General features: G+C 61.0%; 12 protein-coding genes. 3 read left to right on the top strand and 9 right to left on the bottom strand.

Translation table 11 applies throughout. From position 1 onward, the window contains the following. Position 1 precedes the first annotated feature (1 nt). The 3 genes from L2Y96_RS04860 to L2Y96_RS04850 all read left to right on the top strand — a co-directional run bounded on the left by L2Y96_RS04860 (position 2) and on the right by L2Y96_RS04850 (position 3,001). A complete protein-coding gene (locus tag L2Y96_RS04860; RefSeq protein ID WP_247333153.1) occupies positions 2-361 on the top strand; it encodes an EamA family transporter in 360 nt (119 codons plus the stop codon). Beyond that, complete coding sequence (locus L2Y96_RS04855) at positions 361-1,485, top strand: glycosyltransferase family 4 protein (RefSeq protein ID WP_247333151.1); 1,125 nt, start codon at positions 361-363, stop codon at positions 1,483-1,485. The genes L2Y96_RS04860 and L2Y96_RS04855 overlap by 1 nt, the downstream gene beginning before the upstream one ends. 97 nt (positions 1,486-1,582) lie before the next feature. Continuing rightward, the gene (locus tag L2Y96_RS04850; protein WP_247336905.1) at positions 1,583-3,001 is read left to right on the top strand and encodes a mannose-1-phosphate guanylyltransferase/mannose-6-phosphate isomerase; all 1,419 of its coding nucleotides are present in this window, start codon (positions 1,583-1,585) and stop codon (positions 2,999-3,001) included. A gap of 67 nt (positions 3,002-3,068) precedes the next feature. Here the strand turns inward: L2Y96_RS04850 and L2Y96_RS04845 are convergent, their stop codons facing one another. The 9 genes from L2Y96_RS04845 to L2Y96_RS04805 form a co-directional block, all read right to left on the bottom strand. Then, positions 3,069-3,875, bottom strand: coding sequence for an FkbM family methyltransferase (locus tag L2Y96_RS04845; RefSeq protein ID WP_247333149.1), 807 nt, complete (start codon positions 3,873-3,875; stop codon positions 3,069-3,071). Positions 3,876-3,939: 64 nt separating this feature from the next. Then, positions 3,940-5,292, bottom strand: a complete 1,353-nt coding sequence (locus tag L2Y96_RS04840; protein WP_283248863.1) for a phosphohexomutase domain-containing protein — start codon at positions 5,290-5,292, stop codon at positions 3,940-3,942. Positions 5,293-5,311: 19 nt separating this feature from the next. Further along, positions 5,312-6,235: an NAD-dependent epimerase/dehydratase family protein gene (locus tag L2Y96_RS04835; protein WP_425492538.1), complete on the bottom strand. Its 924-nt coding sequence runs from the start codon at positions 6,233-6,235 to the stop codon at positions 5,312-5,314. Next, positions 6,213-7,247 (bottom strand): GDP-mannose 4,6-dehydratase, encoded by a 1,035-nt coding sequence (gene gmd, locus L2Y96_RS04830; RefSeq protein ID WP_247333136.1) that lies wholly within the window; start codon positions 7,245-7,247, stop codon positions 6,213-6,215. Before gmd ends, L2Y96_RS04835 begins: the two co-directional genes overlap by 23 nt. A 70-nt stretch (positions 7,248-7,317) precedes the next feature. Further along, complete coding sequence (locus L2Y96_RS04825) at positions 7,318-10,704, bottom strand: glycosyltransferase family 4 protein (protein ID WP_247333134.1); 3,387 nt, start codon at positions 10,702-10,704, stop codon at positions 7,318-7,320. Positions 10,705-10,724: 20 nt separating this feature from the next. Next, the gene (locus L2Y96_RS04820) at positions 10,725-12,134 is read right to left on the bottom strand and encodes an FkbM family methyltransferase (protein ID WP_247333132.1); all 1,410 of its coding nucleotides are present in this window, start codon (positions 12,132-12,134) and stop codon (positions 10,725-10,727) included. Continuing rightward, positions 12,131-13,357 (bottom strand): ABC transporter ATP-binding protein, encoded by a 1,227-nt coding sequence (locus L2Y96_RS04815; protein WP_247333130.1) that lies wholly within the window; start codon positions 13,355-13,357, stop codon positions 12,131-12,133. The genes L2Y96_RS04820 and L2Y96_RS04815 overlap by 4 nt, the downstream gene beginning before the upstream one ends. Further along, positions 13,357-14,151, bottom strand: a complete 795-nt coding sequence (locus tag L2Y96_RS04810) for an ABC transporter permease (RefSeq protein WP_247333128.1) — start codon at positions 14,149-14,151, stop codon at positions 13,357-13,359. Before L2Y96_RS04810 ends, L2Y96_RS04815 begins: the two co-directional genes overlap by 1 nt. A 12-nt stretch (positions 14,152-14,163) precedes the next feature. Next, the gene (locus L2Y96_RS04805) at positions 14,164-15,333 is read right to left on the bottom strand and encodes a trans-sulfuration enzyme family protein (protein WP_247333126.1); all 1,170 of its coding nucleotides are present in this window, start codon (positions 15,331-15,333) and stop codon (positions 14,164-14,166) included. Positions 15,334-15,337 lie beyond the last annotated feature (4 nt).

The following is a 15,337-nucleotide window of genomic DNA, read 5'->3' as shown; positions in this document are numbered from 1 at the left end:
CATGCCCATTACCGTTCTCCTGCCCATCGTGTTCCTGGGTGCCCTGCTCAGCGCTATCGGCGGCATCTTGCTCAAGCTTGGCGCGGTGCTCTTACCGCCCATCCATGACCTTCGCAGCCTGCTTGCCATCGCTCTCAACTGGCGGATCATGGCCGGCCTTTGCATGTACTTCATCCCTGCGGTCATGTGGATCATCCTGCTTCGCAAGGTCGAGCTCAGCCTCCTGCAGCCGCTCATGTCGATGGTTTACGTGATCACGCCGGTCATGGCCATTTTCATGTTGAACGAACAGGTTTCCCCGCAGCGTTGGGCCGGCATCGCCGTGATCGTACTTGGCGTCATCATCATCTCGAGGTCGTGATGCGTCGTTATCGGGTCCTGATTGTCCTTAGCTACTACCACCCCTACATCAGTGGGGTGTCGGAGTACGCCAAGCACCTGGGCGAGCTACTCGCGCCGCATTGCGACGTCACGGTACTCACGGGCCGGCACGACCCAGCACTGCCCGAGCACGAGGTGCTGAACGGCGTGACGGTACGTCGCGCTCCCGCCAGCATCTTTCTTCACAAGGGCTACCTCAGCGCGGCCCTGGCGCGCGACTTCCGCGAACTCGTCCGCCAACACGATGTCGTCAACTTCCATCTACCCATGCTTGACGCTGCGTGGCTGACATCGCTTATACCGCGTAGCACCCCGGTTATTTCCACGTACCAGTGTGACGTACAGCCCGTCGGGGGCCTGCTGGACCGTGTTGCCGTGGCAGCCGTCAACGTCGCCTCACGGCGCATCCTCCGTCGCTCGGACCGGATCGTCGTGCTGTCACTGGATTACGCCGGAGGCTCGCGCATCCTTCGGGGGTTTGAGCACCGCCTGATGGAAGGCTACGCACCTATCCGCGACACCGGCGCATCGCATCGCACACCCAACGCTTCACCCGTGATTGGTTTTCTGGGCCGATTCGTCGAAGAGAAAGGCATTGGCGTGCTGGTCGACGCATTCGCCAAGGTGCTCCACCGCTTCCCGGATGCCACCCTGCGACTAGCTGGCGATTACGCCAACGTCGCGGGTGGCTCAATCTACCCACAGATCCGTCCCGCCATCGATGCACTGGGCCCCCGGGTCGAACTGCTGGGCAGGGTGGACGACGAAGGCATCGCTCGCTTCTACGCCGGGCTGGACGTCTTCGTGCTACCAAGCATCAACGCCTACGAAGCCTTCGGCATGGTCCAGGTCGAGGCCATGCTGGCGGGCGTGCCGGTGGTAGCTAGTGACATGCGCGGCGTACGCGTGCCGGTCGAGAAGACAGGCAACGGCTGGCTCAGCCCGCCGGGAGATTCCGATGCCCTGGCTAGCACCCTGGTGGCAGCGCTCGAAGCCCGGGGCAGCCGTGCCCCCGAAACGATCCGTCAGGCCGCGCTGGATGCCTTCGCGAATGACGTATTTATAGCCAAGTACCTCGGCATGGTGCAGCAGCTGGCTAGCTGAACGCCGGTTAGGCCTTTGCTGGGGCAAAGTTAGCTAAAATGGCCGCCTGCCCCGCCCGATAAGGGCGGCATGGGGCCACCAAGTACTCTTTAAGGAGCTGGACATGCTTATTCCTGTGATTCTAAGCGGCGGCAGTGGCACGCGGCTGTGGCCACTTTCCCGCAAGAACCGGCCTAAGCAGTTCCTTGCGCTGATGGGCGAGAATACGCTCTTCCAGCAGACGGTCTTGCGGACGACCAAGCTCGACCAGGCGCAAGCACCGATCATCGTTTGCAGCGAGGATCACCGCTTCACCGTCGCCGAACAGTTGCAGGAGCTACGGGTCGGTGGGGCGTCAATCCTGCTCGAGCCCGCCGCGCGGAATACTGCGCCAGCCATCGCCCTGGCGGCCATGCAGGCCGCTTCGTCCGACCCTGAAGCACTGCTGCTCGTCCTCCCCGCCGACCACCTTATCGGCGACGAGGCCAGCTTCACGGATGCCGTGCGCCGCGCCGCACCACTCGCCGCCGATGGCTGGCTGGTGACCTTTGGCATCCGCCCCGAGGCGCCGGAGACGGGCTTTGGCTATATCAAGCGCGCCGAGTCCGTGTCGCCGGATGGTTTCAAGGTGGCTCAGTTCGTCGAGAAGCCCGATTCCGCCACCGCAGAGCGATACGTCGCGAGTGGAGAGTTCGACTGGAACTCGGGCATGTTCCTGTTCAAGGCCGGGCGCTTCCTCGACGAGCTAAAGGCCTGTTCCCCCGCGATCCATGATGCCGTCGCCAGCGTATACGCAACGGCCAAACCGGACCTGGACTTCGTTCGCTTCGACAAGACAGCGATGGCAGCCGTGCCCGAAGATTCGATCGACTACGCGGTGATGGAGAAGACCAAGCACGCCGCCGTGGTGCCCGTCAGCTGCCGGTGGAGCGATATCGGCTCCTGGTCCGCGCTCTGGGACGCCTCTGAAAAGGACGCCGACGGCAATGCAACGCAGGGTGATGTTGTCACCTACGACACCCGTAACACACTCGTTCGCTCGCATGACCGCCACATGGTCGCAACCATCGGCCTCGATGACGTGGTCGTTATTTCGACACCGGATGCCACGCTAGTTGCCAGCCGCGACAAGGTCCAACACGTGAAGCAGGTGGTCGACGGCCTGAACCGCGCGGGGCGATCCGAGCACCTTGCCCATCGCCAGGTGTACCGCCCCTGGGGTAGCTACGACTCGATCGACATGGGCGAGCGCTTCCAGGTCAAGCGAATTGTCGTCAAGCCGGGTTCGGTACTCAGCCTGCAGATGCACCATCACCGCGCGGAACATTGGATCGTCGTATCCGGTACCGCCGAGGTCACCTGCGGCGAAAAGGTGTTCCTGCTGACCGAAAACCAGAGCACCTACATTCCGCTCGGCGTTACGCACCGTCTTCGCAACGTAGGCAAGGTGCCCCTTGAGCTGATCGAAGTGCAGTCCGGCAGCTACCTGGGCGAGGACGACATCGTCCGGTTCGAAGACGTCTACGGGCGCGCCTGAGGTCAATCGACGGCGCCGCAACGCTCCGTGGCAGGTCGGCCACGGAGCGCGTTACGAAAGAGATGAATCAAGCGGCCAGACGGTGCTCGTAGCGCGCGTGGAAAGCCGCGAGTGCTGCCGTATCGAATGAGCCGACCAATGTAACGTAACGCATGTGCAGGATGTGCTGGTACATCACCGCATAACTCTCATTAGGGTCATGCAGATTAAGATACGTACTACCTTCCACCGCATAAAGTGTCGGAAAGACTGCACGTAGGTAGTCGAAGAAGTCAGGGACGCTCGTCCGCTGGAATGCGTTGAGGCACCAGTGATTCAACTCGAGGGCAACGACGGGGCGCGCGGCAGCAAGGGTGCGCTCGCCGCCACGGATCACGCTCCCCTCGAACCCCTCGACGTCGATTTTGATGAAGTCAATATTGCTGCCGACCAGCGACGGCGCGACATCATCGAGGGTCCGGATCTCGATCTTCTCCACGGTGTGGCCCGCACTTGCCTGCGTCTGGTTCGACACAAAGCCACCTGAGCGATTGGTAGGCGCGAAGGTCAGTTCGAATGCACCCGCCGCATCGCCTAGACCGTAGTTGTGCCGTTGCACGTTGCCGACGACTGACGTGTTCGTAGCCAGTAATTCAAAGGTGGATGGCGAGGGTTCGAAGGCATGGACGATATCAGCCATGCCTGAGAATGCGAGTGCAGTACAGCCGATATTGGCCCCGATATCGAGAACCGTCCCCTTTGCAAAACACTCGAACAGCCTGACCATTTCCGGCTCGAACGTCGCACCTAATGCCCCCAGGTACGCGTCATCGGACGTCAGCGTGAACTGACGCCCGGCAATATTGACATCGGCTTCCATCGCATCCCCGCGCATCGTGTCTATCCCCGAATCGTGCCATAGATTCGGCAGACTTAGCTAGCGCGAGGAGACGGACGTTTCAGGCAGACGCGCCCCCGATCAGCGCGCGAAGTTCGTCGGTTTTTGCGGACATCAGTGCAGCATCGCCTCGCGCCTCGACATTAAGACGAAGCAGCGGCTCTGTGTTCGACGAACGCAGGTTGAACCGCCAGTTTCCGAACGACATGCTCACACCATCGACGTTTTCGATGTTATCCGCCGATGCCCGGAAGTGCTCGACGATTCGTGCCACCGTGGACGCTGCATCGTCCACGCGGAAATTGATCTCACCGCTGCACGGAAAAGCCGCCAGACGTTCGGCAAGCATGTCGGTCAGCGACGTACCCGTCTTCCCGATGCGTTCCGCCACAAGCAACCAGGGAATCATCCCTGAATCACAATAGGCAAAATCCCTGAAATAATGGTGCGCACTCATTTCACCGCCATAAACGGCGTCTTCAGCGCGCATCCGCTCCTTGATGAAGGCATGGCCGGTCTTGCTTTGCACGGGAATGCCACCCGCCGACGCCACCATCTCCACCGTGTTCCAGGTGAGCCGCGGGTCATGAATGATGCGTGCACCCTTGTGCTTTTCGAGCATCTGCGCAGCCAGAAGGCCTACGATGTAGTAGCCCTCGATAAACTCACCACGCGCGTCGAACAGGAAGCAACGATCGAAATCGCCATCCCACGCGATGCCCATGTCTGCCCCAGACGCAACGACCGCACGTGCCGTGGCATCGCGGTTCTCCGGAAGCAGCGGATTGGGGATCCCGTTGGGGAAGTGGCCATCCGGTTCATGGTTAATGCGCACGAATGTGAAGGGAAGATGGGGTTCCAGCAGATCGATGATAGCGCCGGCCCCGCCGTTGCCGGCGTTGACGACGATCTTTAACGGCTTCAGCGCAGCGACGTCGATATAGCCCAGTAAATGCTCGATATACGCCGACTTGTCGTGATCGCGGCGCAGCTCGCCGCGCCCAGTTACCGGCTCGCCGAACGCATCGTCTTCAACCATGCGTTCGATATCACGCAGGCCGGTATCGCCGCTGATTGGGCGCGCGTTCTCACGAACCAGCTTCATGCCGTTGTAGTCGATCGGGTTGTGGCTGGCTGTGACCATGATGCCGCCGGCGACACCACGATGGGCCGTCTGGAAGTAGACCTCTTCAGTGCCGCAAAGACCGATATCGATGGCGTTTCGCCCTTCGTCCATCAACCCTCTCGCCACTTCCGCGGCAAATGCTGGGCTATCAAGGCGGATGTCATAGCCGACCACGACATCACCGGCACCGACCGCCCGCGCGAAGGCGCGACCGATACGGTAGGCGATATCAGCATTTAACTCGTCAGGCATCCGGCCCCGGATGTCGTAGGCCTTGAAACACTTCATGGTGTGGATCCTTGGCGCCTCAACGCGCCAGCGTGTGGTTTTCGTACATCCATTCCAACGTAGCACGCAGCGGAATGATATCGAGCGGCCCGATGAGCGAGCGGAGAAGACGGTTGTCGCCGGTGAGGCGTGCCACCTCATTGCCACGAATGAATGCCGGATTCACGCGGACTTCAATCTCGTAACCCGCGATGTCCTGCATCATCCCGATGACCTCCATCAACGAAACCGAGGTTCCTGAGCATAAGTTCACCGTTGCACCAGCGGCATCCGCGGCAAGCAAACGGGTATATGCATCAGCGACGAAGCGCACGTCCTGGAAATCGCGCGCCACATCGATATTACCCAACTCGATGACGTCGGCCCGGCGCTGAAAATGCGACACGATCTTAGGCAGCAGGAAGTTTTCGGCCTGGCCAACACCGGTGTAATTGAACGGCCGTGCCAGGGTGATCGGCAAGCGATCTGTCCACAGCTTGGCCATGTATTCCATTGCGAGCTTGCTCACAGCGTAGTCGTTAGCTGGTGAGGCTACGACACGCTCATCAAGCAATTCGACATCACTGTTGCCATAGACGTTGGCGCTGCTCGCCAGCAGGACGGCGCGGGGTGCTTGCGCCTGTGCCGCGAGCGCTTCAAGCAGGTTACGCGTCCCGACGACGTTGGTCCGGTACATCTCTTCGGCATCGCCATGCGCAACGAAAGCAATGGCGGCCAGGTGCACGACCGCATCAGGCCGTGCGTCGTCCACCGCGCGGCGCACGGCCGCACGATCAAGGAGATCGACACCCGGCGCAGTGAGGTCAGCCGGCTGCGTGGAGAGGCCGAGCACGTCGTAACCGGCCGCGTGTAGCGCGGCCGTCACGTAATGACCTGTGAACCCCCGATGGCCGGTGACCAGTACCCGACCGGGGGCGCCATCAGAACGAAGCGTCACGTTCATTTCGGCGCAGGTCGGACTCCACCATCATCTTGCACAGCTGCTCAAGCGTGGTATCCGGCTTCCAGCCGAGCTTCTCGAACGCCTTGGCGGGATCGCCGATCAGCAGCTCCACTTCGGCCGGACGGTAGAACTTGGGGTTGATACGCACGAGGGTCTTGCCGGAGGCCTTGTCGACGCCCGTCTCGCCCTCTTCCTTGCCCTTCCACTCGATCTCGATATCCACGGCCTTGAACGCAAGGGTGACGAAATCGCGCACCGTCTCGGTGCGATTGGTGGCAAGCACGAAGGTATCCGGCTCATCAGCCTGCAGCATGCGCCACATGCCTTCCACGTATTCCTTGGCGAAGCCCCAGTCGCGCTTGGCATCGAGGTTGCCCAGCTCGAGCGTCTCGAGCTTGCCCAGCTTGATCTTGGCGACGGCGTCGGTGATCTTGCGGGTGACGAACTCACGGCCACGCAGCGGCGATTCGTGGTTGAACAGGATGCCGCTCGAACCAAAGATGCCGTACGACTCACGGTAGTTAACCGTAATCCAGTGGGCGTAAAGCTTGGCAACGCCGTACGGGCTACGCGGGTAGAACGGCGTGTCTTCCTTCTGCGGCACGGCCTGCACCTTGCCGAACATCTCCGAGGTCGATGCCTGGTAGAAGCGGATCTTCGGGTTGACGATACGAATGGCCTCGAGCAGGTGCAGTGCACCGACGCCGGTGATAGCCGCGGTGGTCGCCGGCTGATCGAACGACACGCCCACGAAGCTCTGCGCCGCAAGGTTGTACACCTCGGTGGCGCCCGTCTGCTGCAGGAGACGGATGGCGGAACCGCCGTCGGTCAGATCGAACTCGACCAGCTCGAGGTTGGGGTGGTTCTGGATGCCCAGCTCCTCGATGCGCCAGAAATTGACCGAACTGGTGCGCCGGTAGGTACCGTATACACGGTACCCCTTGTTAAGCAGGAGCTCGGCAAGGTAGGCGCCGTCCTGGCCCGAGATTCCGGTGATCAGTGCTGTCTTCATCGTATCCGTCACTTCAAATGGTTGTTTATTCTAGCAAAGCTTTGGGCCTGCGGTACGGAATATCCCGAGCTCAGGTTGGCATGGCAGGGCCGTCCCATGGCGAAATTTCGAGGCTTTCGAAGACGAGGTCCGTGTCGGCGTCGACCATGAGCCGAAGCTGGAGATCCTCCACATCCTGGTGCAAGGCCACCCGCATGTGAGCAAGGACACCTCCATCCCCCTTGAGGTCGTTCGATGCCACGCGCCAGCGCCCTTGCTGGGCGACCACATCGAGCCAGCCGCCGTTCACCGGGCCGTGGTGACCACGGACAGTGATCCGGTAATCGCCACGTGCCAGCGGAAACGCCACCGAACCATAGAGCATGCCGGGCACGCCACTGGTGAGCAGACGGCCCTTGCTAAACACTCCCGTCGTCGTGTCGGCACGATAGTCGGTCGCCAGGAAGCACCTGCGCGAATTGGACGACCAGGCATCCCTCCAGTCGCCCAACGCGACGACATCCATGAGTTGCTGCGTGGCCTGCTGCCACGTAATCCACGGCATACCCGCTGAGCGGGGGTGGGCTGAAGCAACGAATAGATCCACCCAGGCGTCGACCGCATCTGCCAGGTCTCGCGGCTCGAAACCCGAGAAATACGCGGCGTGCTCGCCAGCCACCTCGCGGAACACGGGTAGGTCGCGCGCGATAATCGGGAGACCGTACTGGGCCGCCTCGATCAGGGGCAGGCCGAACCCCTCCCCCTCGGACGCCGCAAGTAGAGCCGACGCACTGCCGTACATGGCGACGAGCTGGTGATCGTCTGCCTTTTCCATCCAGAACAGCCGGCGCCCCGCTTCGGCATGGCCGCGCAGACGCGACATCAACGTCTCGGTCCGCCAACCAGGCTTGCCGATGATCACGAGGTTCACGTCGCGCCCGCGGCTCCACAAGTCCTCGAACGCAGCAAGTACCTGGGCGTGCCCCTTGCGCGGCTCAATGGTGCCGACCATAAGAAATGTCGGACGACTCCCTAAGGACGGCAAAACCACCTCTGCAACCTCGCCCGCGGGCGCTGCCGGCACGAGATCGGCTCCGAGGTGGAACCAACCCAACCGCAACGGCCGGTCACGACGTGGCGCACTCTGGTCTAGCCAGGCTTTGAATTCATCTGAAACCGTGCGCGAAATCGAGACGATTCCGTCGGCGAGTTCGGCGATAGCCTCATACCACGCGCGAAACACCGGCAAGTGGATGGCGTCAAAACAATCGGGGCGCAGCAGCGGGAGCAAATCATAGACAACGAACGATACTGCGACGCCACGCGCGCGCATGCCGACGAACGCCTCCCTGAAGGCCGGTACAAGGTGCGCCGCAAGGTCCAGCCCAAGAAAAATGTCCCCAGGGCGAAAATCGACCGGCTCGTCGTCGGCAGGCGCAACATCGGGATAGAAGCGCTCGGTGGTAAATGTCCGGGCGTAGCGAAAGACCTCGTGCGCACGGATGTAGATTGGCTCAATTCGGAATCCGTCGGGAGGGCTAGCCAGAAGCTCAGTGAGTACATGCCGCACGACGCGCTGAATGCCGGTCTTGGCATCCGTCATGACGAGGTTCGACACATCAACATAAAGGGCGCGCTGCGGCGCGCGCTTAGGCAAATTGCCGGCTACCGCTGCGGCGAGCTGCGTAAGATCGTTGGTACCCCACGACTTTACCCCCGGCAGCTCGATCAATTCGCCCACCAGTACCTCTGCCGACCGGCGCTGAAGTGGCGTGCTTGCTTCGTGTAGCGTCCAATGGGCAGAACCAAACGCCAATACACTGACCGGCGTCGCGGCGAGCAGCGCATCGTCCTCCAACCGCGCCAGCGCGGCGTAGCCACCCCACCCGTACAGCATCTGCGCGAGCAGGTGCCTATCGAGCACCCGCAGCCGTTGGCCCAATTCGCCAATGACCTCGTCGCCAGCAACAATGAGCGCACGACTACTACGCAAGGCGGTCAACAAGGGCGCCGTCGCCACCAGGCCAGCCGCGTCCACGATGACAACATCAAATGCGCGCGGATCCAGCCCGGATAGGGGTCGCCACGACCAGCCACCAGGCAGCGCCATCGACTCAGGCGTGCGGGCTGCCGGCGTGAACATCGTCACGGCCGCGCCTTCGCAAAGCGTCGCGATCGCAGCGGGCAAAGTGTCCCGCCCACTCAGCACCGCAAGCTTACGTCGGGCATGGGCGGACGAACGCTCGACACCCAGCACGCGCGGAGGGTGCGCGTGCGCCGCTTCAATTGCCCTCCAGGCGGCGTCGGCGCTCATTTCCCATGAAAAAAGCTTGACCTGCTCGACCGCATGGGAACGCATGGCGTCACGGAACGTGTCGTCGACCAACCCCTGAAGAAGCTTACGCGCGATCGCCTGAGGGTCATAAGGCGAGAACAGCGCCTCCGGCGCCCCAATGACTTCCGGCAGACTGGTCGTGTTCGAGCCGACGACCACAGCGCCACATGCCATGGCCTCTAATGCGGGCAGGCCAAACCCCTCATGTGTCGAGGGAAACGCGTAAAGCGCGCAGGCATTGTAGAGATTTACCAACTCATCGTCGGACACGAACCCCGTGAAGACGAGATCGTCTGGGGAGAGACCATGGGATGCGCTTACCTGCTCAAGAGCACCCCGCTCGACCGAACCAATGCCGCCGACCAGAACCAGTTGGTGCGCATCGCGAACTTCGGCCGGCAGGAGCGCAAACGCCTCGATCAGTCGAGCCAGGTTCTTGCGGGGATCGAACCCACCGGCATACATCACGAAAGGACGGGAGATACCGTGTTTACGCACGGAAGATGCAGCATGCACGTCACCGAGATTCCGGAACTCGGGTCCAACTGCCGCGGAAATGTTTACAACCCGCGCCGGATCAACGCCAAGGATCTCGGAAGCCTCGCGACTGGTAAACTCGGAGATACCGAGCAGCAGATCGCACTGGCGCAGGTGTTGCAACTTTCCTGCATACCAATCGGCTACACCCTGCCTTGCCAGATATACCTCAGGCATGAGAAACGGGATGAAATCAAACGCGATAGCGACCTGGAGCGCGGAGGAACCCGCACGAACGGACGTTACAACAGAGTCCGCGTAGCCATCGATCATGCTCATGGTCAGCACGACGTCGGCGCCGACCTCGTCGAAGAAGGACTCGCGCAGGTGTTCGGCGACACGGTTACGCTCAAGGTTCCCGTCATCCATCGATGCCGTCGGGCCGATGCTTTCCCACATCAGCACCCGTTCGTCAGGCAGGAGATCGCGGAAGGTGTCGCGAATATGGGCCACGGATGCGGGCATGGCACCGTTAACCGCGATGACCACCTCATGGCCACGATCCTGACGGATCATGGCCTCGGCCAAAGCAAGGCAGTAGCGCCCAACACCGCGTACGCGGCCACTAGGGGATTGACACGCCTGCAGATCAATAAGAATTCGCATCCCCCGACCCTCCATCTACCTTAGCCTTCCGTACGTCTGTTTATCATTCGTTTCAGCAATACTTCCATTGCCTGACCCTGCTCCGTCAGCGCCTCCGGTGCGACAAATGTTGCATCACCCGGGTGTGGGGCTGGCGCAAAGAAAGCGCGAATACGGCGACCGATCCGGGTATGCGGTCCAAGGGCCCTCGCCACGACGGGCCGTACCCCTGGGATCCGGAGCATCGCGCGCATCGCCGGAATCGCGGCACGCACCACACGGACCACGACAGGCCGCACTAGCCGCCAGCTACCCCTCGCCACCTTATTGGCCACCAGCCTGATGCCACGCCAGGGTGCAGTGATTCGCCAAGACGAGCTCGTGAGCAACGAGTGGATATAGTCATCCCGACGAGAAACTTCTGCGTGGAAAGCCGCCTCCCGCGCCCGCAGGTCCGCGATCGTCCGTTCCGCCTTACGGCGTTCAGCATCCATATGATCGGCTCCAGTCTCCACACGCAGGAGCGCCATGGCATGCTCGAGGTCAGTGACCCGCGCCGACGCGGAGGCTGCCTGCTCGGCCAGGGAGTCGAGCCCTGATCGCAGATCGGCCTCCTTAGCCACCGCAAGTGCAATACGCTCGTCGTGTTGGCGGTTGGCGGCATCAAGGCTGGCGGCAAGCTGCGCGACGGTCGGGCGCAGGCTCGTCAGCTCCTGCACCATGTCGTGCGCACGGAAGTGCAAATCGTGCAGGGCGTCATGTGCCGCCTGATCCCTCGCGCGAATGAAATCGTCGAACACGTTGGGAGGCGCCGCGAACGATGCCAGGAGCGCATCACGCTCGCGCGGCACATAGTAACGGTTCAATCCGTCGTAATACGCGAGGATGTAAGCGTGATCGAGCAGGATATCTTCCCACTTCTCCTCGTTCCCGATCTGGCTATTAGGCTCAGTGGCCTCGACGACCACCACCCACGGCCGCACCCTATCGAACGAAAACGACGCTAGCGCCGCACGCTCAGCACCTTCACAGTCAACCTTGAGGAAGTGCACTTCGTCGACACCGTGCTCCGCTAGCACGCTGTCCAGGGTGACCGCAGGGACGACGTGCTCGAACACTTCCTTACCGCTAGCCTGATAGCGTGCAGCAAGCTCAGCATCGGTCGTGGACAGGCCCGTACCCTGCACCTCGAACAAGCGCAATTCACCCTTCTCACCAATAGCGACGTTCAGATTGAGGTCGTGCGGCCGGTCTGATACCAACATATCGAACCACTGCCGCACCGGCTCGATGTTGATTCCACGCCATCCGGCGACCGAGAACGCCTTTGTAACTGAATCATCAATCGGGTGCTGCGCTCCGATATCAACATAGAAACCGCGGGCAACGTGACCCAGGACGCGATGAAGCATCACGTCCTCGAAGTTCTGGGCGTAACTAATGAATGTCATGGCAGGCGCCTCGATTCGATAATTGGCGGGATCCAAGCGCTACCCACGAAGTGCGGGTGCGAGTGGTTGCCCACGGTGAAGATCAAAGCGAGGTCGCGCCACTCATAGTTATCCACCAGATGGGTATCCGTACTCACCAGAGCCGTCGAGATCGAATAGGAGCCCGCGCCAATGTTCATCGGGAACCTGGCCGTGTAAGAGACGATGGAACCGGCGGCCACATCAGTGACGACCTGCTTTGTATGAAAGGTGTTGGTGCCAAAAACCGGTTGCCCAAGACGGTCTTTGATCATGTAGCCCAACACGAGGCGCGGGATGTCAATTCGAGCCTCGACATCAATCCGCAACTCAACGTCCTGTCCGACGTCGACAAACTCGACCGGCTCGCCAGCTGGCCCGTAGAGACGAATATCCTTGACGACGGCCTCGAACGTCCCGGAAATGGTCTGGACTTGACCGGAATCCAGGCGCTCGACCCTCATGGTCGTATTCTCACGCTCGGCAATCAGTGCATTGTACGCATCCATGACCTCGACCGGGTCGCCATCCTTCAGCACCCGGCCCGCTTGAAGCAGGATGGCACGATCGCACATATTCTGAATGGCGCCGCTATCGTGCGACACGATTAGCAAGCTGGTGCCCAGCTCACGAAATTCCTTGATGCGCTTGAAGCACTTGTGCTGGAAGTAGGCATCGCCCACCGAAAGCGCTTCGTCCACGATCAGAATGTCGGGACGAAAAGCCGTAGCGACACTGAAAGCCACACGCATCTGCATCCCGCTCGAGTACGTGCGGACATACTCATCAAAGTATTCGCCAATCTCGGCAAACGCCTCGATATCGGGCATAGCCGAATCAATTTGCTCTCGCGAAAAGCCCATGAGGCCCGCCGCGTGATAAACGTTCTGGCGACCGGTCAGATCGGGGCTGAATCCCATACCAAGCTCAAGGATGGCCGCAATCCGTCCATGGACAGCGATGAAACCTTCGCTAGGCATGAGCGTCCGCGTGATGAGCTTCAACAGCGTGCTCTTGCCTGCGCCATTCTGCCCCACGATCCCAATAGCTTCGCCTCTTCCGACTTGAAACGAAATACCGCGCAATACCCAATGTTCTTCGCGCGGCTTGACGCGCAAGCCAAACCAGGTGGCGATGCGCTTCAATTCGCTGCCATAGTCCCTGAAGGCCTTGCCCACACCGCTCACTTCCAACATGACCGACATCAGAGCACATCCACCATTTCGGGAGCCGCACGACGAAACAGGAAAAATGCGAGCGCTAGCACTGCAAACGATCCGATCGCCGTAATAGCCAGTGGCAACAGTTCGGGCGCCTTTCCAAACAGGAGAACTGATTGATAGCTCGATACGATGTAATACATAGGATTAGCGCGAATGATGCCGCCAAACCCCGAAGGAAGAATGCTCGGCATGTAGACGATGGGTGTGACCCAGAACCACAACTGCAGAACGACGTTCATGACCTGACCTACGTCACGTACGAACACGTTGACCACACCAAGCAGCAAGCCGATGCCGAGCGAGAAAACGATCGTCACGCCCATCAGAAACGGTATCCACAGCACCGCGGAGCTCGGCATATGGCCGGCAATGCCGAAGATGAGCAGCGTCGCAATAAAAAGAAGGACGCTACTGACCAGCGCCGAGCCAACGGCGATAAACGGAAGGGTAGCCCTCGGGAAGAAAATCTTCTTCATGAGGTTTCCGTTATCAACAAACAACGTGAGCGACCGCGTGACAATTTCGAGGAACAATGACCAGGCAAGCATGCCCGACATCAGATAAATCGAGTAGGCGTACTGATTGGTCGTGCCGGGCAATTTCGCGCCCATGACACGCGACAGCACCAACGAGTAAATCGCCACCTGCGCCAATGGCTGCAGCACCATCCAGGCTGCACCCAAACGGCTTCTGGCGACGCGCGCCTTCAGGTCGTTTTTGACGGACGATACGATAAAATGCCGGTAGCTCCACACAGCACGGACGAGTTCACTCATCTTCGTGCCTGCTCAGCGCTTGAGCGCGGAGTCGAGTTCCGCACGCAAATCTTCGATGTCTTCCACACCCACCGACAGCCGGATCAGGCTATCGCTGATACCCAGCCGCTTGCGCGTCGCCGGCGGGATCGACGCGTGGGTCATGATCGCCGGATGCTCGATCAGGCTCTCCACGCCGCCGAGCGACTCGGCCAACGCGAACAGCTCGCAGCGCTCGAGCATTTTGCGCGCGGCGCGCAGGCCGCCCTTCACTTCCGCCGAGATGATGCCGCCGAAGCCATCCATCTGGCGGCGGGCGAGCGCGTGCTGGGGATGGGATTTGAGGCCCGGGTAGATCACGCGATCGATGCCGGGATGCTTTTCCAGCCAGCGCGCGATATCCAGCGCCGACTCGCAGTGGCCCTTCATGCGCAGATGCAGGGTCTTCAGGCCACGCATCGCCAGGAACGAATCGAACGGGCCGGATACGGCGCCGACGGAGTTCTGCAGGAAGGCCATCTGCTCGGCCATCTCCTTGTTTGCAGCCACCACGATGCCGCCCACCATGTCCGAATGGCCATTCAGGTATTTCGTGGCCGAATGCAGAACCAGGTCGGCGCCGTACTCGATCGGGCGCTGCAGGATCGGCGAGCAGAAGGTGTTGTCCACGACCAGGATGAGGCCGTGCTTCTTCGCGAACGCCGAGAGCTTGGCCAGGTCGACCAGCTTCAGCATGGGGTTCGTGGGCGTCTCGGCCCAGATCATGCGGGTGTTCGGCTTCAGCGCCGCCTTGAGGGCCGCTGTGTCGTTGAGATCGACGAACGAGAAATCGAGGCCTGCCGAGCGGCGGCGGACCCGTTCGAACAACCGGTAGGTACCGCCATAGAGGTCGTCCATGGCAATGACGTGGCTACCGGTATCGAGCATGTCGAGCACCGTAGCGGCGCCAGCGAGACCAGAACCGAAGGCGAACCCGGCGACACCGCCCTCGAGCGCCGCGACGCAGGCCTCGTACGCCATGCGGGTCGGGTTCTGGGTACGGGAATATTCGTAGCCCTTATGAACACCGGGGCTCGACTGCACGTAGGTCGATGTCGCATAGATCGGGGTCATGATCGCCCCGGTGGACGGATCCGGGTGCTGGCCGGCATGAATGGCGAGGGTACCCAGGCCATACGCACGAGGTGTCTTTTTGGAAGCCATTGTT

It is taken from the genome of Luteibacter aegosomaticola (genome assembly GCF_023078475.1).
Classification (GTDB): domain Bacteria; phylum Pseudomonadota; class Gammaproteobacteria; order Xanthomonadales; family Rhodanobacteraceae; genus Luteibacter; species Luteibacter aegosomaticola.
The sequence above is the reverse complement of the archived record's forward strand: the minus strand, read 5'-3'. Positions and strand labels throughout refer to the sequence as shown.

What these genes read in the sequence shown, in the direction of transcription:
- L2Y96_RS04820 (WP_247333132.1), bottom strand. Translation starts at nt 12,134, where the DNA reads ATGACATTCATTAGTTACGCCCAGAACTTCGAGGACGTGATGCTTCAT.
- L2Y96_RS04845 (WP_247333149.1), bottom strand. Translation starts at nt 3,875, where the DNA reads ATGCGCGGGGATGCGATGGAAGCCGATGTCAATATTGCCGGGCGTCAG.
- L2Y96_RS04810 (WP_247333128.1), bottom strand. Translation starts at nt 14,151, where the DNA reads ATGAGTGAACTCGTCCGTGCTGTGTGGAGCTACCGGCATTTTATCGTA.
- L2Y96_RS04835 (WP_425492538.1), bottom strand. Translation starts at nt 6,235, where the DNA reads ATGAACGTGACGCTTCGTTCTGATGGCGCCCCCGGTCGGGTACTGGTC.
- L2Y96_RS04825 (WP_247333134.1), bottom strand. Translation starts at nt 10,704, where the DNA reads ATGCGAATTCTTATTGATCTGCAGGCGTGTCAATCCCCTAGTGGCCGC.
- L2Y96_RS04855 (WP_247333151.1), top strand. Translation starts at nt 361, where the DNA reads ATGCGTCGTTATCGGGTCCTGATTGTCCTTAGCTACTACCACCCCTAC.
- L2Y96_RS04860 (WP_247333153.1), top strand. Translation starts at nt 2, where the DNA reads ATGCCCATTACCGTTCTCCTGCCCATCGTGTTCCTGGGTGCCCTGCTC.
- L2Y96_RS04840 (WP_283248863.1), bottom strand. Translation starts at nt 5,292, where the DNA reads ATGAAGTGTTTCAAGGCCTACGACATCCGGGGCCGGATGCCTGACGAG.
- L2Y96_RS04805 (WP_247333126.1), bottom strand. Translation starts at nt 15,333, where the DNA reads ATGGCTTCCAAAAAGACACCTCGTGCGTATGGCCTGGGTACCCTCGCC.
- gmd (WP_247333136.1), bottom strand. Translation starts at nt 7,247, where the DNA reads ATGAAGACAGCACTGATCACCGGAATCTCGGGCCAGGACGGCGCCTAC.
- L2Y96_RS04815 (WP_247333130.1), bottom strand. Translation starts at nt 13,357, where the DNA reads ATGTCGGTCATGTTGGAAGTGAGCGGTGTGGGCAAGGCCTTCAGGGAC.